We start from the raw sequence: 20,440 nt of genomic DNA, 5'->3' as shown, positions 1-20,440 counted from the left end.
ATGGCTTCGAAGCCGGAGGCTCCAGGCTCTCGGTTTCCAGACTCCGGCTTCTAGGCTCCCGGCCGAGCGAGCCCGAGGTTGTCGCGCAGCGTGGTGCCCTCGTACTCAGCCCGGAAGTAGCCGCGATCCTGGAGCTCCGGGACCAGCTTGTCGCAGATCAGCTTGAAACCGCCCGGGTTGAAGGGAGCGTTGAGGTTGAAGCCGTCGCAGGCCTTCGACTCGAACCAGTCAACCATGCGGTCTGCCACCTGCGAGGGAGTGCCAGCCATCCACTGGTGTCCTGTGGAACGGGCCAGGTCCACGATCAGCTCGCGCAGCGTCATGCCCATGTCCACGCTCTTCTTGCGGTAGATCTGGTAGCGGCTGCCCAGTCTGGGATCGTCGGAAAACCACTCGGCGGGAATCGACTCGTCGAACTCCAGCTCGGAAAGGTCCATCTTGAGGTCAGCACCCACCTGCTTGCGGCCGTTGCCGAGGTGCACGTAGCCAGCCAGCTCGTTCGCGAGGTCCAGTGCCTCCTTCTCGGTGTCGCCCAGAATCGGCAGGATGCCCGGGATGATTTTGACGTCGTCGGGGTTTCGCCCCTTCTCGGCCACCATGTTCTTGAACTTGGTATAGAACTCGATGGACGGTTCCTTGAACGGCTGCGCGGTATAAATTCCGTCGGCCACGGAGGAACCCAGGTCCATGCCCGGGCCTGAGGATCCCGCCTGGACAAGCACGGGCCGTCCCTGGGGCGACCGCGGCATGTTGATGGGTCCTTCGACCTCAAAGAACTCGCCCTTGTGCCCGATGGCCTTCAGCTTGCTCCGGTCCACGTACTCGCCGGAGGCCCGGTCAACGATGATGGCGTCATCGGACCAGCTGTCCCACAGCCGCTGCACAACGTCCACGAACTCGGTTGCGCGCCGGTAGCGCACCGCGGGGTCGGGAAGGTCCTCCACACCGTAATTGCGGAAACCGTCCGACGACGTGACAATGTTCCAGCCGGCCCTGCCGTTGGACATGTGGTCCAGTCCGCATAGTTGCCGGGCAAGGTTGTATGGCTCAGAAAACGAGGTGGACATGGTTCCGATGAGGCCAATGTTCTTTGTCCTGGCAGCCAGCGCTGCAAGCACGGTCATCGGTTCATAGAACCCGTTCATTTTGATGTCGCCCCGCATGACCGTGTTGGCGTGGACGATGTCGCCGAAAAATACCGCGTCGAGTTTTGCAGCTTCCGCCATCGCGGTCAGGTCTGATACGAAGTCCAGGTTGCCCAGTTCTTCGGCCCGGCTTCCCTCCATCCGCCAGCTGTCCTTGTGGTAGCCGGCGGGCAACATGAAGGTAGTGAGCACCATGTGATTCTGAGGCTTCATTGCCTGGTTCCTTTCGTGATGTGCGCCGTTCCGGACGCTTCGCTGACTCCAGCATGGCAGTTTGCCATTGTTGCGTAAATGACAAGTTTCAGCACAAGGAGTTCAAAAAAACTGACAAATGGAAGCAGGCGCCCGCCGCTCACCGGAGTAGCTGCGGGCCACCCGGAAGGCACGCCGAACGTGTCCGTGTGCAGGAATGCCTGGCGCGTGCGGGAGTGCTTTTAGACCGTGTCGAGCTTGAGGCGTGAGCCCTCGGCCGTCAGGCGGACTGCCGCGAGCCCCGCGGCCAGGACGACAATCCAGAACACGGCCACTATCCACACACCGCCGCCGGCTGCGAGAACGAGGCCCGTAGCGATCATCGGGGTGAAGCCCGCCCCGATCATTGAGGCTCCCTGGTAGGACAGGGACGCACCCGTGTACCGGACACCCGTGGGGAACTGTTCGGAGATGTAAGCGCCGATGGGCCCGGCGAGCGCTCCCTGGACCAGCCCGTTTCCGATCACTACCGCGACCGCAAAGCCCCAGAGGGTCCCGTTGGTCAGCAGCATGATCAGGGGAAATGCCAGGAGGATGGCAGCGACGCCTGCGCCGGTAAGAACTGCGCGGCGGCCGATCCGGTCACTGAGCCGTGCCGAATAGAAGCAGACGGCCACCGTGACCACGGCGGCAACACCCTTCCAATTCAGGACGCCGGAGCGGTCCACGCCGCTTCCGACCGCCATCGAAACGCCCCACACTGTCAGCAGTCCCTGGCAGGCGTAAAAGCCCAGCGTTGCCACCAGAGTGACCAGGACGAGGCGCGGATGGTTCCTGAGCACCTCCATCAGGGGTGGCCGCTTGATCTTGGCGGCTTCAGCGTCCAGCTTCTGGAAGACGGGAGTTTCTGCCACCCGAAGGCGGACGATCATGCCGATCACAATCAGCAGGGCGCTGAGCAGGAACGGTATCCGCCAGCCCCAGACCAGGAACTGGTCCCCGGTCAGGGCGGAAACGGCGGAAACTGCAAGGGTGGCCAGCAGTCCGCCGGCGGGGCCGCCGGCATTGGCGAACGCCGCGGCGAGGCCGCGCTTTTTCGCAGGAGCGTGCTCCAAGGCCATCAATGTGGCACCACCCCATTCCCCGCCCACAGAGATGCCTTGAATGACGCGGAGGAGGACCAGCACAATTGGCGCTGCTACACCAATCTGAGCCGTGGTTGGCAGGAGCCCGATCAGAACGGTGGCGCCGCCCATCATCAGCATCGACAGCACGAGCATCTGCTTCCGGCCGAGGCGGTCCCCAAAGTGGCCGAAGACGATGCCGCCAAGTGGCCGGGCAACATATCCCGCCGCAAGCGTCGCGAACGAGGCAAACAAGGAAAGGCCGGGGCCAAGGTTGGCAAAGAAAACCCGGTCGAACACCAGGGATGCGGCCGTGGCGTAAAGGATGAAGTCGTAGTACTCGATAATGCTGCCGATAAGGCTGGATCCCAGGACGCGGCGCATGTCCTTGGTGTTCAGCGAGTCCGTCGGGGATGACTTGCTCGGCGGCAGGTTCACCTGCTTCCGGCTTTTCGTCTGGGCGGTTTTCGGGTTCAACATAATCTCTTTTCGAAAGCTGTGAGAGTTTGTGACCGACGGCGTTGTTGGTCACGTCCCGACGCAACCCCTTCATTCGCTCTTCCAAGCATGACGCAGATCACAGCGGAAGGCCAAATCAATAAGGCATAACCAAGGCAAAAGTATTTAATCTGCATTGGCGGGGTGCCGGGACACATGGTCTTGAGTGGGCGGCCGGGAGCTACCTCAGCGGTGGAGGCTACTGAGGGACCGGCGGCCTACGGGGGCGAGTCCGAACTTGCGGAATTCCAGAGGGCGGTATTCACCCCACATGTTGTACCAGTTCTCGTCCTCGCCCCACACGACAGGCGGGCGGGAGTCTTCGTAGATCTGCTCCAGGTCCGTGTAAAGCTCGACGACGGCACCGGAGGTTTCCACATAGTACGCGGCAATGTTGTGCCCGGCGCCGTGACGGACCGGGCCCCAGATCAGCTCCCTGCCCAGCCTGTTCAGCCTGTCACCCAACTTGCCGAGGTCAGCGATGCTCTGCGTCTGCCACGCGTGGTGGTGCAGAGTTCCTTCACCGCGGACTAGGGCGATTCCGTGGTGGTCAGGGTTGCAGCGCATGAAATAGGCAAAGTCGTCGCCGATGACATCCGAGAGGCGGAAGTCCAGGACCCGGTGCAGGAACCGCATCATTCCCCCGACATCCCGGGGGTGGAAATTGATGTGCCCGTAGCGGTCGGGACCAAAGGACTGCTGGAGGGCGATGTTCTCCTGCATGCCGACATAAATTTCGAATACGAAGCCTTCAGGACCAATAAAGGAGAAGCCGTCTTCGATACCAGCTCCCCGCGGCTTGTTGCTGACAATAGTGAAGTTTTCGTCCTCCACACGCTGGCGGATTTCGCGCAGGGCGTCGCCAGTCGCGGCGACAAGGCCGAAGCCGTCCACGCCGTTGACATCTGACTCAACATAGACAAGCTCGTGGTGAACCGGACCGGCAGCGAGATAGACGGCATCGGCCGTCCGCTCCGTTTCGCGCAGTCCGAGGATCTGGGTTGCGTCAAAAACGGATCTTCCGAGGTCCGTCGTTTGAATGCTTACGTGGCCCATGGCGCTGATCAATCCCCAAGACATCCTTGTCTCCTACTCGTGGCACGGCTCCTTCAGATCCAATGACCCGCGGATCTATGACTAAGAAAACACTATCGCATCAAGAATCGATAATCTATCGAAAAAGCAAAAAAGTTAGTTTGACGCAAAAAGGACGGGGCCCACCGCTCTCGTTGCAGTGGGCCCCGCCTCTTGGGTGGCAGTCGTGGAAGCCAGTCAGGGCTGCGGCAGCCGCCGCTGCCGGAACATCGGGAATTGCTCCTTTACCCGCGCCACTGTCGCAAGCGAGATCTCCACCGTCCGCACCCCCGGCTCAAGGCCCAGATCGGCCTCGGTGAACCCCATGGGATCCACCAGGACGCTGCGGCCCACGGACACCGGCGGAGCCTGGCACACGCCAGCCACGTACATGCTGTTCTCGATTGCCCGCGCTGCGTTCAGCGCCAGCCACTGCTCGGTCTTGTGCGTGCCCGGCACCCACGACGAGCAGACCAGCAGGACCTGGGCGCCGGCGTCGGCCAGTGACCTGGCCAGCTCAGGGAACCGCAGGTCGTAGCAGGTCATCAGCCCAAAGCGCGCTCCCCCGTGCTCGAACACCACCGGGCTGGTGGACGGGCCCGGCTTGATGAACGTCGATTCCCCGAAGCCCTGCGCATCGAAGAGGTGGATCTTCCGGTAGCAGGCGAGCCGGTCGCCGTCGGGCCCGAAGGCCACTAGCGTGTTGTAGGCCTTGCCCGGCTCCTCCGAGGTTTCCACCACGCCCGCCACCAGCGCGATGCGGTGGCGACGGGCAGTGGTCGCGAGTTCCTGGCAGACGGGGCCGTCCAGCGGCTCGGCGACCTCCGGGAACGTCGCATCCACGGTCTTCTTCTCGTACGTGGCGTACTCCGGGAAGGCGACCAGCGCGGCGCCGTGGCGCGCGGCCTCGGCCGAGAACCGGTCGATCGCTGCGAGGTTCGCGTCAATGTCGGTGCCCGACTCCAGCTGCCCGAGCGCTATCCTCACGCCAGTTCCCTCCATCGGTTGTTCTGTAGTCAGGGCCTAAACGGCCGCCTCAACCGTCGCCTTTTCCGTGGCCGTCATTTCCGGCGGTGCTGCCTTGAAGCCGCGCGTGATCAAGGCCAGGACCACCGCGCCCAGCACCAGCCAGGACACTCCCAGCGTAATCGCGTTGCTGTCCAGCTGGGAGAGGAGGTAGGCGCAGATAGCGGCTCCGATCACCGGGACCACCACATAGGACACGGGGTTCAGCTGGTTCCCGGCCCGGCGCTGGCGCAGGTAGTGGAACACCACCGAGGCGTTGACCAGGGTGAAGGCGGTGAAGGCACCGAAGTTGATGAACGACGTGGAGGTCGCCACGTCCAGGAAGATCGCGATCAGGCCCACGATGCCGGTGATCACGAGGTTGACCACCGGGGTGTGGAACTTGACGCTGAGCCGGCCGAAGACCGCCTTCGGCAGGACGGAGTCCCGGCCCATCGCGTAGAGCAGGCGGGAGGCGCTGGCCTGCGCGGCGAGGCCGGAGGCAAACTGCGCCACCACCAGGCCGGCGAGGAAGACCGCGCCGAACAGCTGCCCGCCGATCTGCAGCGCGATGGAGCTGGCCGCGGAGGCCGAGTCCTCGAACACTCCGCCGGGGTGGACCAGCTGGGTCACGTAGGACACGGCCACGAAGATTCCGCCGCCGATCAGGGCGATGAGCATGATGGCGCGGGGCATGTTCTTGCGCGGTTCCACTGTCTCCTCGGTGAGGGTGGTGACGGCGTCGAATCCGAGGAACGAGTACGCGGCGATGGCGGCACCGGCGGAGATGGTGGCGAAGCTGGAGGTGTCGTTGAAGAACGGCTGGGTGCTGGCCAGGCCGCCGGCGCCCGCGGTGGACACCACGTTGCCGATGGACAGCGCCACGAAGAACACGATCACCAGCAGCTGGAACGCCATCAGCACGTAGTTGGCCTTGTCCGCCACCTTGATGCCCAGGATGTTCAGCAGCGTGGTGATGAGGACGAACCCCACGATCCAGAGCCCGATGGGGATCCCGGGGAACTGCGCGCTCAGGTAGGAGCCGCCGATGAGCCAGATGACCATCGGCAGGAAGAGGTAGTCCAGCAGGATGGCCCAGCCGACGAGGAACCCGACCCGGGGCTCAATGGACCGGCGGACGTAGGTGTAGGCGGAACCGGCCACGGGGTACGCGATGGCCATCCGGCCGTAGCTGTGGGCGGTGAACAGCATGGCGACCATTGCCACCAGGTAGGCGGAGGGCGAGGCCCCGCCGGTGGCTTCGGCGATGATGCCGAAGATCCCCAGGACGATCAGCGGGGTCAGGTACGCCAGGCCGAACAGCACCAGGGAGGGCAGCTTGAGCGTGCGGGTGAGGGTGGGTGTTGTGGTCACGGGTGTTTCCTTAGGCGTTGAAGGTCTGGGGAGCCCAGGTGGCCGGGCTGATGCGGCCCTGGTAGACGGGCAGTTCGACGGCGTCCTCGCCGTCGCGGAACTGGGACCAGGGGCGGTTGAGGTTTTCAGTACCGTGCGTTCGGACGTGCTCGACGGCGGCAAGGTCCAGTTCCGCGGTGAGCAGCACCGGGCCATCGTCTTCGGCTTCGGCGAGGGTGTTGCCCTCCGGGTCGACGATGATGCTCAGGCCCTTGCCGGTGGGGCCGGCGCAGTTGACGCTGACCACGAAGACCTGGTTCACGATGGCGTTGGCCTTGGCGAGCACCAGCTCCTGCCGGCGGTCCGGCGTCGTGGTTTTCACGACATTGAGGATCACTTCGGCGCCCATCCAGGCGAGCTGGCGGGAGACTTCCGGGAACCACGCGTCGTAGCAGATGTTGAGGCCAACCCTCCCGACGCCGGCCAGGTCCACGGTGGTGAACCGGTCACCGGGGTCGTAGGGCTCGAACGGGCGCCAGGGGAAGACCTTCCGGTAGTAGCCGGCCAGCTCCCCCTCCGGGGACAGGACCAGCTGGGTGTTGAACAGCTGCCCTTCCGGACCGCGTTCGCAGACGCTGCCCGGTACCAGCCAAATGCCCAGGTCCGCGGCGAGCTGTCGGAGCTCCTTGACCCGGGGACCGTCGAGCGGCTCGGCGGAGGCCTGGAGCATTTCGGTGCGCTGCTGGTCGGGCTCGGAATCCCCGAACAGGTGGAGCTCCGGAAACACCACCAGGTTGCTGTGGTGCTGGACGTCGAGGGCGGCCTTGACCTCGTCCGCGAAGGCCGAGACGGGTTCGCCGATGAGCCGCGGCCGGGCCTGGGCGGCGATGAGCGGAAGAGTGCGTTGCATGGTTTTCTCCACGTTTGGGGCTGTGATCCGCCTTATATTAGATCAGAATGATCCAATTATGGGAAGGGGCAGGATTGGGCCGTAAAGTAGCGGATATGACCCAGTTGGAGGACACCGCCGAGCCTTCGCCCATCGGCGCCGGCAGGCTCGTCGGCATCGACCGCCGCAGCGCCATCGATGCCGTGCGGCTGCGCATCGGCATGGCAATTTCGTTGGGCCTACTGAAGCCAGGTGAACGTCTCCCCGATCAGGAGGACGTGGCCCTCGGTCTGTCGGTCAGCCCGATCACCGCCCGCCGCGCGCTGGCGAGCCTGGCGGAACAGGGCGTGGTGGTCCGCCGTCGCGGCCGTGGCGGCGGAACGTTCGTGGCTGACGAGCCCCCGCGGAGCGTGCTGGCCGAACTGTCGGCCTCACCGGCCGAATCCCAGGCTGTGAACCGGCTCGTGGACCGAAGGCTGCTCTTCGAATGCGCGGTGACGCACTACGCAGCGGTCAACGCCACCAATGAGCAGCTGGATGAGCTGGAACGGCTGACCCGGGATATGGCCGAATCTTCGGACTGGTCCGACTACCATCAGGCCGACGAGCAGTTCCACCAGCTGGTGGGCACAGCATCAGGGCTGGGGACCGCCGTCGAGGCTTACCACGAGACACTGGCCGAGCTCTATGCCTACTTCATCCCCTACCCGATCGAGCTGCTGCACAAATCGAACTGCGACCACGTCGTGCTCGTGGCAGCCCTGCGCGCCGGCGACGGCGATGAGGCAGTGGAGATAGCACGCAAGCATGTGGACATCCTGCACCGGACGATGTTCATGGGCTTGGCAGAGGGCCGCGGCGCCTCCACTTCTGAGTGATGAACGCTGGCCTGCGCAGGACGGCGTCGAAGGACTTTAAGTGCGCCCTCTGGGTCGCTGCTAGCCCTTAACCGGCGGCGCCGTCGAAGCCGAACCACCAGCTCACTCCCGAGTTCATCCGCTGCGGGTGCTATTCATCCCCGTCCAGATGGCTCTTAGCCGGAGGAATGCCAATCAGAGCTGTGGCCCGAGTCTTGCCCACGACGCCCCATCGTGCTGCTGCTCAAGATGCCCAGAACACTTGTCAGTGCGTCATTACTGGGGAAAGCCTGTCACAGTCCTGTGCCAACACTGCCTAAATCCGGGTCTGGGCCGAGTCATCCTTTAACCCGGCGGCTGCACCGTAGCCGCACTTCTGGGGGAAGCGATAAACAAATGTGCATGCGATGGTGCCAAGCCATCCTTCCGTACCGTCCGACGACGAATCACCGGCGGACGCCTCCCAGCAGACCGCGCATCCTCGCACCCACCACGCACTTCGGAGCCCCTGCACCGGGGCGCCCACTGAAAGGAACCCAATGAGCTCCACCGACCCCTACGGAACGCCGCAGCAGCCGCAGGTCCCCTACGGGCAAGCACCAGTGGGCGGACAGCCGTACCCCGGTTCCCCGGCACCCTACGTGGGAGCCCCTGCGCCCTATCCAGGTGGCCCAGCACTGGGCGGATACGGCGTCAGCAACAAGTCTTTCCTCGTTACCTGGCTCCTCTCCCTGCTCATCGGCGTGTTCGGCGTGGACCGCTTCTATCTGGGCAAAGTAGGTACCGGACTGCTAAAGCTGTTCACACTTGGTGGCCTGGGCGTCTGGGCGCTCATTGACCTGATTCTCGTACTGACGAACAAAACCCGCGATAAGCAGGGCCTGCCGCTGGAGGGATACGACAAGCACAAGAAGGTGGCCTTGATCGTCACCGGCGTCGTCATCCTCCTCAGCTTCATTTTCAACTCCACCCGCGGCGAAGCAGCCCCAACGTCGATATCCACTGTCAATGACTCGGTTGCTGCCCCGGTAGAGACAGCAACGCAGGATCCAGCCGCCGCGAAGGCTGAAGCTGACGCAGCTGCCAAGGCTGCAAAGGCTGAGGCCGACGCTAAAGCCAAGGCTGAGAAGGCTGAAGCTGAGGCTGCTGCCAAAGCCGCTGCTGAGGCCGCTGCCAAAGCTGGGACGGTAAGCCAGCAGAACGCTCTGCGAAAAGCTGAGTCTTACCTCGATTTCAGTGCCTTCTCGCGTACCGGGCTTATCGACCAGCTGGAATACAACAAGTTTTCAGTTGCGGATGCCACCTGGGCCGTTGACCGCGTGACGGTCAACTGGAACGAGCAGGCAGCCAAGAAGGCCAAGAGCTACCTGGAATTCAGCTCCTTCTCGCGCTCCGGGCTTATCGACCAGCTGCTCTACAACGGATTTACCCCGGCGCAGGCCGAGTACGGAGTGAGCAAGACGGGCCTCTAGCAGCCTGCCCCAGTTCTACTCGTGATGGTGTCGAACCCGACACCGCTGCTGCACCTTAGGATGCCCCGGCCGTTTCTGGCCGGGGTATCTCTTTTCAAAATACTCCCCTGCCTTTCCGTCAGACGATGATTCAAGTGCGTGCTGGAGTTGGCCTTAGTCCAATTAGTCCCAGTTCGTTGGCAACCCCGATTACATACTCAGCTGCGAAGACCACCTATACGGGTTTCCTCCAAGCAGCAAAATCACTTGAGGCCAACGGGGCGAAGTCTCTCGAACGACCCGGTTGCTGCCTCCCCGCACCCGTCACCGGTGCGCCGCAGCGAATTGTAGAACGGCATTGCCGCTCTCTACTCCAGCAAAGTCCGTCCGCTGCGCCTTGGCGTAAGGATTTCCGCAGCGTTCCCAGAGGATTGGCTCAAGCCCCGCTAATCCGGCAGTTTTGGAGCGAGAATAGTTTTACAAGCTGCGATTCCGAGAATTGGGATAAACATCAAGATCCAACAATTGACACAAGAATTTCTGCGTCGGATCCTCCACATAATTCTCCTGAAGATAAGTGCGCTGAAAAAGAAACAGCTACAGCACTACGGAAACCATCGTTCACGACATTGGAAAGAGAAACTATTCATATGAAGAAGGTATTAGCCGCTGGAGCATTCTTGTGTATGGCACTCGCCGGCTGTGCCGGCGGCGCAACCCAAGCGGCTCCCGCAGTGACCCACGTTGTGACGCACACAGCCACAGAAACCGTGACGGCCACCGCTACCGCAACTGTGACAGCTGCACCACAGCCTGCTGAGGTGGCGGCCGCGGCACCCGCAGAAGCTGTACCGGTCGTGCCAGCAACGGCTGTCATTCCTGCAGATGTGGCGGGGATGAATGCTGAAGCCCTCGACGACGACCTAACCGCGTTGGGATTCAAGAAGGTCATCTACAATTCCGATACGGGTAGAACCGTTCTGCTTCTCAGAAACTGGACAGTTACGGGGATAGACCGACCTGGCACCAAGCAGTCTGTCGATAAGGCTGTTGTCGTCCATGTGACGAAATAGGGTCCGGGTGTCGCAACCGTTGCGGTCAACGTCTGCCTGCGCCTGGCCGAACAGCGCGAGGTCACATGCCGTTTTTGGTGCCCGGCCCTTGATGGGAAGGGTGGCCAGCAGGTCGATCAACTTAGTGGCGAAGGCAGGCTGCGTCTTTGGGGCCGTCACCCTGGCGCCCTGCGCCAAGAGGTAGAGGCGCCCGTTGCCATGGCCAAGGGCCATACCCCCTGCAGTCCTCGGTGCCCCAAACACTGGCCGCCGCCAGATCGCGTCGGACCCCCTTGACTCCCCCTAGATTCGGGTCGGCAAGCTTCTCCCATGCTGCATTGGCTTCTCACGACCGGTGCTTCACTGGCCCCGTATATAGACTGCAGTGGTACGTGTCCCTCGACTCTTTAGGAGAAGTGCATGAGCTACAGCGGAAGTCAGTCCGAGAAGCCGGTAGCAGCCGGTGACCTAGACCGCAGCCATATCGGTCAGACGGTGAGCTTTGAATCGAACGACTTCACGGTTGTCTTCGGAACACTCTCCGGCATTGCCCGTACCGAGGCCATGGTGTACCTGTCTCTTCAGGGAGTGGGCGGAGGCACCCATCTGAAGGACGAGTACGACGTGCCTGTCGGCCAGAACGTCTACGTTCAGATGGACCCCCTGAGCACCGCCGGGAAGACGCTCGCGGAGGCGGAACGGGTCATCAAGGAGAAGTTCGACGAGATCAAGAAGAACCTCCGGGACCGGGAGCAGAAACCGGACTCCGAGTAACCGGAACCGGCCAGCAAGGAGCCCCGCAGTGCCCAGCACTGCGGGGTTCCTCTGTTTGTCCGTGTGCCCAACGCATGCCCGGCGGCTACCCGTGGGTGACTGCAGCACCCACCAGAGCGAACAACGTCCCGGCCGCCAAGGCAATGAGGGCACGTTTCCGGGTGGGATACAGCCAGCGCACTGCGAACACGGCTACTGCCAGGATGACGCCGTTGACGACGCTCAGGATGACGGCGACCCATTCGGTCCCGGTAGCCACCCCGAAGCCTCCGCCGCTGCAGCCGCTGATGCCGCACCAGGCAAAACCCGCCACCATCCACTGTGGGAGACTCAGCAGAACTGCCAGCGGTACGGTCCACCAGAGCTTTCTGACGTCCGGGGTGACCCCGCGCAATTTCGCGCTCGGGTACTGAGGCGAGGCGCCGGGCGCGCCGCCTGCCGGAACCCGTGACCGCCTCCGGATACCCAAGACAGTCCATCGGAAGACCCCTGCGTTGACCGCCGCAAGGACGAGGTACCCGAAATAGTAGAGGACCGTAGCCAGGCTCAATCCGCCCAAACTGATCTCATCCGGCGAGGGCGGACCGCCGGAGCCAAAAGTGCCGATGATGAAATACGCAGCCGAAACGGGCAGTGTCAGAAACACCATGGCGAGCAGCACGCCCTCTTTGGTCCGGGCATCCAGTTCCAGCTGTAAGCCAAGGGTAAGTAGCGCCGTGACAACAATGGCGACCGTCACCGACAGATAAACGACGACGGCGGTTCTGGCCCAGCGCGGCAGGGACCTTTCGTTCGGCCGCGGTCCTCTACTCACAACGCTCCCCCTTGAAGTTATTCCGGCCCACTCTTCGCGACGGAACCGATGTTGCCGGCACGCTCGGACTATCGGCACTTTGATGGTCGCACGCTGGGCGTCCAAAGTGCTGGGGAAGCTGCGGCCAGCGGACGCGGCGTACCCTGAGGCTATGGAAGCCGAAGTCCGGGACCTCCGGCTCCGCACCGGCATCACGGTGCCGTGCCTCGTCCAGGGCGACGCCGTTGGGAAGCCGGTATTGCTGCTGCATGCATGGGGCGAATCCCGCGGAAGCGTCGACCGTCTGATTCCCCGACCGGCGGGCTTCAGGGTCTGTGCGCCGGACCTCCGCGGGCAGGGCGAGGCGGACAAACCGGAGGACGGCTACTCCCTGGCAGAACAGGCCGAGGATGCCGCAGCGATCCTGAACGCCCTCAACGTGCCCCGGGCATTCGTCGTCGGCTCCTCCAGCGGCGGCTACGTCGCCCAACAGCTGGCCGCCACCAACCCGGAGCGCGTCGCGGCTCTGGTGCTGGTGGGCGCTCCCCTGAGTCTCCACGGCCCACTCTCGTTCGCCGACGAGGTGGACGCCCTCACCGACCCGCTCGACGAGGGCTGGGTCCGGGATTCCCTGACCTGGTTTCCCATGCTGCACGAGATTCCCGCGTGGTTCATTGACGACCGCGTTCGCGACGGCCTCAGGATGCCCGCCCACGCATGGAAAGCCATCCTCGATGCCCTGTGCGGCGCCACACCGCCCACGGAAATCGGGAACCATCCACGCTCGCCGGCGTCGGCCTCATCTTTGGGCGCATGCTGAACGAGGACGCCGCTCGACGGGCCCTTTCGAGCTGGAGCAGCCGGAGGAACAGGTCACCAGCGGCCCTTACGCGTTCACCCGCCATCCCATGTACGTCGGCTGGTGGTTTCTCCGCCTCGGCGCGGGAATTTCGGCAGGTTCCGCGTGGGTCCTCGCGACGCTGCCGCTCGAAGTTCTCACAGAACACCGCGGCGTCCTCCGCGAAAAGGACCAGCTGGCCGAGCTCTTCGGACGGACCTACCCTGACTACGCGGAAAAGGTTCGTTGCTACCTCGAGCTCCCGCCATGGGGCGGCAACCACGCCACCCAGGTTGAAAGATACAGCCAGGAGCGGATCGGTAAAAAAGGCCGAGGAAGCCAACCTAGTATGGTCCTGCCGAAGCCGGACGATGAGGACAAGGGCTCACCTGAACGGTGAGCTATATCAAGCCGTCGCGTACACGGTTCCCCAGCGGACGCTAAAGATTACGCGGGCGCATGACGAGTGTGGCGGTGATGCTGAGTCAAGGCGTCCTGGTGGTCCTGAACGAAGTCGACATACTCAGACAAGTGAGCGACACCTGTCGCGCACTGACAGCTGCACCCTCGCTAGGCCAATCTCAGCACGGCGGCGCTTCACTCCGACAGAACGCGGCAAGTTAACTGCACCATGCAGAAGCAGTCTTTACGGGTTGCGCTTCTCCGTGGACGTTCCGGTCATTGGTGCTTCGTGGTCAGGGACGTCCTCCGCAGCGAGCCGTTCACTGAGCTGCGCCTCCACAGCCTCGGTGACCTGGTCTGCCAGGTGCTCCTGGTAGTGCTCTTGGACCGAGTCGTGGATCTGCTCCGCAACGTGCTCCTGGTAATGCTCCTGAACGGAGTCATGAACGGAGTCCTGCACCTGTTCGGTGACATGTGCAGTCATCTGGTCGCGGGCAAGCTTGCGTTGGGCTCTCATCAGGATGGCGTGTTCCCGATGGAAAGCCTTGGCTGTGGAAACGCACATCAGAACGATGACCACACTGAAAGGCACTGCCGTCAGAATGGCCGCCGTTTGGATTGCTTGCAAACCGTTGGACAGGAGTAGTGCGATGGCAACGGCGGCAGCTGCCAGCGCCCAGAAGACGCGCAACCAGTTCTTCGGCTCCACATCGCCTCCCGTGGAAATCATGCCCATCACCAGTGAACCGGAGTCTGCCGAAGTGATGAAGAAGATGGCGATCAGGAGGATGGCACCCACCGTCAGGATCGCGCCGCCGGGAAGGCTGCCCAGGAGGTTGAACAGTGCGCCCTCGGTGTCCACGCTGCCGTCGTCACCGATCAGGCCCGCGGCGCCGAACAGTTCGCGGTAGATCGCCGCGCCGCCCAGGACGGAGAACCATAGGAATCCGACGGTGGTAGGCACCAGCAGGACGCCGGCAACGAACTGCCGGACGGTACGGCCCTTTGAAATGCGGGCAATAAAGATGCCGACGAAAGGTGCCCAAGAGATCCACCAGCCCCAGTAGAAGGTGGTCCAGGCTGCTTGCCAGGCTTCACCCTCCGCGCCGGAGAAGGCCAAGGTGTTGAACGTAAGGCCTACGACGTTCTGCAGGTAATGGCCGAGGGACTGCACGAACTCGCGCAGCAGGAACAGTGTGGGGCCGGTGAACAGCACCACGAGCATCAGCAATGCGGCCAGGACCAGGTTGGTGTTGGACAGCCACTTCATGCCCCTGGCCACACCTGACACCACGGAAACGATGGTCAATGTGATGATGCCGAGGATCAGGCCGATCTGCGTCATAGTGGTGGCCTGAACGATGTTGGCTTGCTCCAGACCGGCAGAAATCTGCAGGACGCCGAGACCCAGTGAGGCAGCTACGCCAAAGAGCGTACCCACCAGGGCGACAACGTCGATCAGGTTGCCCCACGCGCCGGCTACACGCCTGTGGCCCAAAAGCGGCTCCAAGGCCCACCGAATGGAGATGGGGTGGTTCTTGCGATGCACGGCGTAGGCAATAGCTACCCCCACCACAACGTAGATGGCCCACGCATGCAGGCCCCAGTGGAGGTACGTCTGCGTCATCGCCTGCTGGGCGAGCTCCAGAGGCGAACCTTCCACACCCGGACGGGGAGAGGCGAAGTGGTTCAGGGGCTCGGCCACACCGAAGAAGACCAGGCCAATCCCCATGCCGGCGGCGAACAGGAGGGCGAACCAGGACATAACGGAGAACTCGGGTTCATCCTCGTCTTTGCCGAGTTTGATGTTGCCGTAGTGGCCGAGGCCGATCCAAAGCGCGAATGCTACGAAGAGGGCAATCGCTGCGACGTAGTACCAGCCGAACCATCTGATGACGTTGCCCTGGATCGCGCCAAAGAGGTCTGTAGCGGCGGCCGGGAAGATCGCGGCGAAGAGGACGAACACGATGATGATGACGGCGGCGGGCCAGAAGACCCATCTGGCGAGTTGGTTCGCCCGTTCTTTGGGGGCAGGCGGAAGGTCCCCCGCTGGTTGACTGATGGTCCTGGTGCCTGGTGTGGCGGACATTCCCAGTTCCTCCTTATCCGCGTAGAGCGCTCAGACTGCTCTAGTAAATTCCTCTGTAGTCCAAGGTTAAGCCTGCAGGTTTACGGAACATCAGCACTACTGAGAGCGGAAGGACGCTCGATCCGGTGGCGATGATGAACGGGGCCGTCCCGCCGAGGATGGCCCCGGCCAGGCCCCAGGCATTCAGGCAGGGTGACGTCGACACCAAACAGGTGCCGACGTCGTACGCAAAGAATCTGCCCTACTTAAGATCCCCTGCATTTTTAGGGCAGGTTTGCTCAACGTTGGAAACCGGCCCGTGGCCGGAGTGCGATGGCAATCGCGCTCCGCTGCAGGTCACCTCAGATTGAAGAGTCATCTGACCACCCGTGATGGCCAAATGGACCAACACCGACACTTTGTGAGATGCTTCACAGGTTTTGGTGCGGTGCGCGTCACTGCGTCCACCGGCCACGCGCAGCACCAACCGCATCACCCGCGCTCTTTCCTGGAGGGAACCCACACTTATGAGCGATGCCTTATCAGCCATCAACAGCGTGATCTGGAGCGACTGGCTTGTCTATCTCTGCCTCGCCACCGGCGTCTATTTCTCCATCCGCACACGCTTCCTGCAGGTCCGGCACGTCAAGGGAATGATCCTGCAGCTGGTCCGGGGTGAGAAGTCCGCCTCCGGCGTCTCCTCGTTCCAGGCTCTGGCGATGTCCCTGTCCGGCCGCGTCGGTACCGGTAACATCGCCGGCGTCGCCACAGCGATCGCCTTCGGCGGACCGGGCGCCTTGTTCTGGATGTGGGTCGTCGCCTTCCTGGGCGCATCGACGTCGTTCGTCGAGTCGACCCTCGGCCAGATCTACAAGGCACGCGACCCGCTGACCGGCGAGTACCGCGGCGGCCCGGCCTACTACTTCTCCCGCGCGCTCGCCCACACCAAGGGCGCCGGGTTCTTCAAGGTCTACGGCTACGTGTTCGCCGCCGTGACCGTTCTGGCCTGTGGCGTTCTGATGCCGGGTGTCCAGGCCAACTCGATGGCCACCGCAATCGGCGGCGCATGGACCATCGAACCGTGGATGGTTTCCGTTGGCTCCGTCATCCTCCTGGCGTTTGTCATCATCGGCGGCGTGAAGCGCATCGCCAGCGTCGCCTCATTCGTCGTGCCGTTCATGGCCGTCGGCTACATCTTCCTTGCCCTGATCGTCGTCTTCATCAATGCCGGCCAGCTGCCGGAGATCCTGGCGCTGGTGTTCCGCAGCGCCCTGGGCATGGATTCGGCCCTCGGCGCCATCATCGGCCTGGCCGTGATGTGGGGCGTCAAGCGCGGCGTCTACTCGAACGAGGCCGGCCAGGGAACGGGTCCGCACGCCGCGGCCGCCGCCGAGGTATCCCATCCGGCGAAGCAGGGCCTGGTCCAGGCCTTCGCGGTCTACATCGACACGCTGTTCGTGTGCTCGGCCACCGGCTTCCTGATCCTCTCGACGGGGGCCTACCGTGTCTTCTCCGGAGGCACCGAAGACGGCGACATCCTCGCCGAGGGCGGACTGCTTTCTGCCACCGCCACCGTCGGGCCCCAGTTCGTGCAGACCGGCTTCGACTCCGTCTTCCCCGGCGTCGGCGCCGCCTTCATCGCGATCACGCTGATCTTCTTCTGCCTGACCACGGTCATCGCCTACTACTACATGGCTGAGACCAACCTGCGCTTCCTGGTAGGCAAATCCTCGAACAAGATGATTCCCGGTATCCGGGCCAGCGTCGGACGGGTGACCACCATGGCCCTGCAGGTGCTGATCCTCATCGCCGTCGCCTACGGCTGCGTGAACACGGCTGCCGACGCGTGGGTGATGGGCGACATTGGCGTCGGCCTCATGGCTTGGCTGAACATCGTGGGCATCCTGATCCTGCAGAAGCCCGCCTTCAAGGCGCTCAGGGACTTCGAAAGGCAGCAGAAGCTCGGCCTCGACCCGGTCTTCGACCCGCGGCCCCTCGACATCACCGGGGCCACCTTCTGGGAGTCCTACAAGACGACCGACGTCGAAAAGGAATCCGCGCGGATCTAGAGCGCAGTGCACCGTGCGCCGCGCCGTTCACGCGGCGCACGGTCACACCCCGCCCCGCCCCGGCAACACTGGGCGCGGTCCGCTGCCACCCCCGGTCCTGACGCGGCGTACCCTGAGGCTATGGAATCCGAGGTCCGGGATCTCCGGCTCCGCACCGGCATCACGGTGCCGTGCCTCGTCCAGGGCGACGCCGGTGCGAAACCGGTATTGCTGCTGCATGCGTGGGGCGAATCCCGCGGCAGCTTTGACCGCCTGATACCCCTGCTGACCGGTTTCAGGATCTACGCTCCCGACCTCCGCGGGCAGGGCGAGGCAGACAAACCGGAGGACGGCTATTCCCTGTCAGAACAGGCCGAGGATGCCGCGGCGATCCTAGACGCCCTCAACGTGCAGCGGGCCTTCGTCGTCGGCTCCTCTAGCGGCGGCTACATAGCCCAGCAGCTGGCCACGATGCACCCCGAGCAGGTCGCGGCACTGGTGCTGGTGGGCTGTCCCCTGAGCCTTCGGGGCCGGCGCGCCTTCGCCGACGAAGTGGACCGGCTGACCGACCCCCTCGACGAGGGCTGGGTCCGTGACTCGCTGTCCTGGTTTCCCCTGCTGCACGAGGTTCCGCAGTGGTTCCTCGAGGACCGCGTTCGCGACGGCCTCAGGATGCCCGCCCACGCGTGGAAAGCCATCCTGAACGGCCTGACCGCGGCCACCCCGCCCACGGAAGCTGGGACCATCGAGGCGCCCACGCTGATCCTCTGGGGCGCCCGGGACAACCTGCTGCCACGCAACGACCAGGAAGCCCTCGCGGCCCGGATCGCGGGCGCGGTGTTGAAGGTCTACCCCGATGTGGCGCACATGGTCCTGTGGGAATGCCCGGAGCGGGTGGCAGAGGATGCGACGGCGTTCTTCCGCTCCTTTGCTGACGCCCGCCAGCCATGGGATGCACTGTGACTGGCCGCTATGCAGCCTCATTAGCTGGAAGGTTGCAGGAGGTTTATGAAAACCTTCCACTGCCGGCCGGCCAGGCAATCGGGCTGGCCATGGATGCCCTCCTCGCCAGACTCCATCCGTTGCCGCTGCCCGGCTCCCGCCCACTCCAGCGGACGGCGGGGCTGGGGCTGCTGCTCGCCGGCGTCGGTCTGAATGTTTGGGCTCTTGCTGAACGGCGACGCCGCTCCGCGGGCCCCTTCGAGCTCGAGCGGCCGGAAGAACTGGTCACCAGCGGCCCTTACGCGTTCACCCGCCACCCCATGTATGTCGGCTGGTGGTTTCTCCGCCTTGGCGCAGGAACCTTGACAGGTTCCGCATGGGTCCTCGTGACGCTGCCGCCCGAAGTCATAGCAGAACACCGCGGCGTCCTTCACGAAGAGGCCATACTGGCCGAGCACTTCGGACGGTCCTACCCTGAATACGCAGAAAAGGTTCCGCGCTACCTCGGGTTGCCGGTGACTCAGCTCGGGCGTTAGCTGTCACCCGCCTTGAGTGATGTTGAGAACGTTCCATCGCTTTCCAACCAAGCGCACTTCCCCTGATCTTTCGTGTCAATGCCGGCATCCGTCTTCACCCCGGGCATGCCGTGATTCTAAAAGACAACGCCGCGGCGCCGCAGTTCCTCCGTTTCCCTTCGAGGTTATGCGTCGACAACATCTCCACCGCACTGCACGTCCGTTCGCGCGTCGCTGATCACCATGGCCCACTGCTGCAGGGTGAAGGCGTCACACCGAAGCCATGTGCATCTCCCGCATTTGATCGTTGGATCGAATCCGCAACTGCTCCTAATGAGAGCTTTGGTGCAGCGACGGTCGGCTGCATCAACTTCTCCTGAGCCTTCCCGCAGTATTCCCTAAGGAATTCGGCAAATTCGGTTAGATAAAAGGAATTTGAGACATAATTTTTTTGCTACAACAAGCTCTCCACGATGATTCTCCTGGTGACGGCAGGTCATGAATTCAAGGGCCGTAGCGATCGACAATGGCGTATCTGCATCAGTCAACCGGACTCCACCGGATCAGAACGCCTTGAATAGAACACATTGAAAAGGGGAAAAGTGTCAGAGAATCAAACAATTCCGATCGCCGATCAGCCACGGATTCATCATGTCAAATTGGTCGAGGATGAGCGCAAAAACGGTCTGGGAGTCGCGGCTCTCGTGGTTGGCATCGTTGCCGCAGTATTCAGCATGATTCCGCTGGTAGGAATGATTGCCTTTTTCCTCGGCCCCGTCGCCATTATCCTCGGCATCATCGCCTTATTCCTTAAGAATCGAAAAAAGGGCATGGCAGTCACTGGTTTCATCCTCGGCGTCGTCAGCCTCATCGTCGCCGGAATGGTGACCGCCGGCGTGAGCGCTGTTGCGAACTCCATTGACGAAAGCATCAATGCCGAGCACACGGTGGAGTATGTCGTCACTACGTCAGGTCCGGCAAGCATTTCATACTGGACACCGGGGGGAAGCTCCACGGAGGACATCACGGCTGGATGGAAAAAGTCCATCACCTCGAAGGAACTCAGTATCACGAGCCTCTCCGTCACCGGGAGCTACACCGACGCTTCCGCCGCTGTCACTTGCGAGATCCTGATCGACGGCAAGAGCGCAGGGAAGAACACGGGTAAAGGCACCGGTGCCCGCGCTCACTGCTCGGGAAGCACCTGGGGTAAATAGACCAGATCCGCTGGCACGGGAAGTCGAGTCGATCGCCCGTGCCAGCGAATCACCCTTCCCAGGAACCATACGCAGCGGCCAGGAAGCCCTCGCGGCTTGGATCACGGCGCGGCGTTGAAGGTCTACCCCAACGTTGCTCACATGGTCCTGTGGGAGTGCCCGGAGCGAGTCGCCGAGGACGCGCCGACTCGCCTCACGTCGTG

18 protein-coding genes are annotated in these 20,440 nt (G+C 63.0%); 10 read left to right on the top strand and 8 right to left on the bottom strand.

The window, feature by feature from the left end; all coding sequences use genetic code 11:
• Positions 1-50 precede the first annotated feature (50 nt).
• The 6 genes from AC6CH3_RS12420 to AC6CH3_RS12395 all read right to left on the bottom strand — a co-directional run bounded on the left by AC6CH3_RS12420 (position 51) and on the right by AC6CH3_RS12395 (position 7,301).
• Positions 51-1,358 carry an NtaA/DmoA family FMN-dependent monooxygenase gene (locus AC6CH3_RS12420; RefSeq protein ID WP_498132726.1) on the bottom strand — a complete coding sequence of 436 codons (1,308 nt, stop codon included), beginning with the start codon at positions 1,356-1,358 and terminating at the stop codon, positions 51-53.
• 221 nt (positions 1,359-1,579) lie between these two features.
• The gene (locus AC6CH3_RS12415) at positions 1,580-2,938 is read right to left on the bottom strand and encodes an MFS transporter (protein WP_498132725.1); all 1,359 of its coding nucleotides are present in this window, start codon (positions 2,936-2,938) and stop codon (positions 1,580-1,582) included.
• Positions 2,939-3,145: 207 nt separating this feature from the next.
• On the bottom strand, positions 3,146-4,039 hold the full coding sequence (locus tag AC6CH3_RS12410) for a VOC family protein (RefSeq protein WP_498132724.1): 894 nt from the start codon (positions 4,037-4,039) through the stop codon (positions 3,146-3,148).
• 192 nt (positions 4,040-4,231) lie between these two features.
• On the bottom strand, positions 4,232-5,020 hold the full coding sequence (locus tag AC6CH3_RS12405) for a carbon-nitrogen hydrolase family protein (protein ID WP_498132723.1): 789 nt from the start codon (positions 5,018-5,020) through the stop codon (positions 4,232-4,234).
• A 36-nt stretch (positions 5,021-5,056) separates the two neighbouring features.
• Complete coding sequence (locus tag AC6CH3_RS12400) at positions 5,057-6,412, bottom strand: APC family permease (RefSeq protein WP_498132722.1); 1,356 nt, start codon at positions 6,410-6,412, stop codon at positions 5,057-5,059.
• 10 nt (positions 6,413-6,422) lie between these two features.
• On the bottom strand, positions 6,423-7,301 hold the full coding sequence (locus AC6CH3_RS12395) for a carbon-nitrogen hydrolase family protein (protein ID WP_498132721.1): 879 nt from the start codon (positions 7,299-7,301) through the stop codon (positions 6,423-6,425).
• 95 nt (positions 7,302-7,396) lie between these two features.
• Between AC6CH3_RS12395 and AC6CH3_RS12390 the strand changes: the two genes are divergently transcribed.
• From AC6CH3_RS12390 to AC6CH3_RS12375, 4 genes are all read left to right on the top strand, one after another.
• On the top strand, positions 7,397-8,158 hold the full coding sequence (locus tag AC6CH3_RS12390) for a FadR/GntR family transcriptional regulator (RefSeq protein WP_498132720.1): 762 nt from the start codon (positions 7,397-7,399) through the stop codon (positions 8,156-8,158).
• Between the two features lie 518 nt (positions 8,159-8,676).
• The gene (locus tag AC6CH3_RS12385) at positions 8,677-9,609 is read left to right on the top strand and encodes an Ltp family lipoprotein (RefSeq protein ID WP_498132719.1); all 933 of its coding nucleotides are present in this window, start codon (positions 8,677-8,679) and stop codon (positions 9,607-9,609) included.
• Between the two features lie 629 nt (positions 9,610-10,238).
• Positions 10,239-10,661, top strand: coding sequence for a hypothetical protein (locus tag AC6CH3_RS12380; protein ID WP_498132718.1), 423 nt, complete (start codon positions 10,239-10,241; stop codon positions 10,659-10,661).
• 399 nt (positions 10,662-11,060) lie between these two features.
• Positions 11,061-11,414, top strand: coding sequence for a hypothetical protein (locus AC6CH3_RS12375; protein ID WP_498132717.1), 354 nt, complete (start codon positions 11,061-11,063; stop codon positions 11,412-11,414).
• Between the two features lie 85 nt (positions 11,415-11,499).
• Here AC6CH3_RS12375 and AC6CH3_RS12370 read toward each other — a convergent pair whose 3' ends face one another.
• Positions 11,500-12,228: a hypothetical protein gene (locus AC6CH3_RS12370; RefSeq protein WP_498132716.1), complete on the bottom strand. Its 729-nt coding sequence runs from the start codon at positions 12,226-12,228 to the stop codon at positions 11,500-11,502.
• 151 nt (positions 12,229-12,379) lie between these two features.
• Between AC6CH3_RS12370 and AC6CH3_RS12365 the strand changes: the two genes are divergently transcribed.
• Both AC6CH3_RS12365 and AC6CH3_RS12360 read left to right on the top strand, forming a co-directional pair.
• Positions 12,380-13,027, top strand: a complete 648-nt coding sequence (locus tag AC6CH3_RS12365; protein ID WP_498132715.1) for an alpha/beta fold hydrolase — start codon at positions 12,380-12,382, stop codon at positions 13,025-13,027.
• The gene (locus tag AC6CH3_RS12360; protein WP_498132714.1) at positions 12,942-13,445 is read left to right on the top strand and encodes a methyltransferase family protein; all 504 of its coding nucleotides are present in this window, start codon (positions 12,942-12,944) and stop codon (positions 13,443-13,445) included. Before AC6CH3_RS12365 ends, AC6CH3_RS12360 begins: the two co-directional genes overlap by 86 nt.
• A 246-nt stretch (positions 13,446-13,691) precedes the next feature.
• Here the strand turns inward: AC6CH3_RS12360 and AC6CH3_RS12355 are convergent, their stop codons facing one another.
• Complete coding sequence (locus AC6CH3_RS12355; RefSeq protein WP_498132713.1) at positions 13,692-15,536, bottom strand: BCCT family transporter; 1,845 nt, start codon at positions 15,534-15,536, stop codon at positions 13,692-13,694.
• Between the two features lie 506 nt (positions 15,537-16,042).
• Between AC6CH3_RS12355 and AC6CH3_RS12350 the strand changes: the two genes are divergently transcribed.
• The 4 genes from AC6CH3_RS12350 (at position 16,043) to AC6CH3_RS12335 (ending at position 20,237) form a co-directional block, all read left to right on the top strand.
• Positions 16,043-17,584, top strand: a complete 1,542-nt coding sequence (locus AC6CH3_RS12350) for an alanine/glycine:cation symporter family protein (RefSeq protein WP_498132712.1) — start codon at positions 16,043-16,045, stop codon at positions 17,582-17,584.
• A 120-nt stretch (positions 17,585-17,704) separates the two neighbouring features.
• The gene (locus AC6CH3_RS12345) at positions 17,705-18,526 is read left to right on the top strand and encodes an alpha/beta fold hydrolase (protein WP_498132711.1); all 822 of its coding nucleotides are present in this window, start codon (positions 17,705-17,707) and stop codon (positions 18,524-18,526) included.
• Positions 18,527-18,558: 32 nt separating this feature from the next.
• Complete coding sequence (locus AC6CH3_RS12340) at positions 18,559-19,041, top strand: methyltransferase family protein (RefSeq protein WP_498132710.1); 483 nt, start codon at positions 18,559-18,561, stop codon at positions 19,039-19,041.
• Between the two features lie 581 nt (positions 19,042-19,622).
• Positions 19,623-20,237 (top strand): DUF4190 domain-containing protein, encoded by a 615-nt coding sequence (locus AC6CH3_RS12335; protein WP_498132709.1) that lies wholly within the window; start codon positions 19,623-19,625, stop codon positions 20,235-20,237.
• Positions 20,238-20,440: the final 203 nt, after the last annotated feature.

It is taken from the genome of Arthrobacter sp. GQ119, assembly GCF_059759125.1.
The sequence above is the reverse complement of the archived record's forward strand: the minus strand, read 5'-3'. Positions and strand labels throughout refer to the sequence as shown.

Bases quoted from the DNA above. Each gene is read 5' to 3' on its own strand.
- AC6CH3_RS12365 (WP_498132715.1), top strand. From the start codon at position 12,380: ATGGAAGCCGAAGTCCGGGACCTCCGGCTCCGCACCGGCATCACGGTG.
- AC6CH3_RS12395 (WP_498132721.1), bottom strand. From the start codon at position 7,301: ATGCAACGCACTCTTCCGCTCATCGCCGCCCAGGCCCGGCCGCGGCTC.
- AC6CH3_RS12385 (WP_498132719.1), top strand. From the start codon at position 8,677: ATGAGCTCCACCGACCCCTACGGAACGCCGCAGCAGCCGCAGGTCCCC.
- AC6CH3_RS12375 (WP_498132717.1), top strand. From the start codon at position 11,061: ATGAGCTACAGCGGAAGTCAGTCCGAGAAGCCGGTAGCAGCCGGTGAC.
- AC6CH3_RS12350 (WP_498132712.1), top strand. From the start codon at position 16,043: ATGAGCGATGCCTTATCAGCCATCAACAGCGTGATCTGGAGCGACTGG.
- AC6CH3_RS12355 (WP_498132713.1), bottom strand. From the start codon at position 15,536: ATGTCCGCCACACCAGGCACCAGGACCATCAGTCAACCAGCGGGGGAC.
- AC6CH3_RS12420 (WP_498132726.1), bottom strand. From the start codon at position 1,358: ATGAAGCCTCAGAATCACATGGTGCTCACTACCTTCATGTTGCCCGCC.
- AC6CH3_RS12345 (WP_498132711.1), top strand. From the start codon at position 17,705: ATGGAATCCGAGGTCCGGGATCTCCGGCTCCGCACCGGCATCACGGTG.
- AC6CH3_RS12360 (WP_498132714.1), top strand. From the start codon at position 12,942: ATGCCCTGTGCGGCGCCACACCGCCCACGGAAATCGGGAACCATCCAC.
- AC6CH3_RS12390 (WP_498132720.1), top strand. From the start codon at position 7,397: ATGACCCAGTTGGAGGACACCGCCGAGCCTTCGCCCATCGGCGCCGGC.
- AC6CH3_RS12410 (WP_498132724.1), bottom strand. From the start codon at position 4,039: ATGTCTTGGGGATTGATCAGCGCCATGGGCCACGTAAGCATTCAAACG.
- AC6CH3_RS12380 (WP_498132718.1), top strand. From the start codon at position 10,239: ATGAAGAAGGTATTAGCCGCTGGAGCATTCTTGTGTATGGCACTCGCC.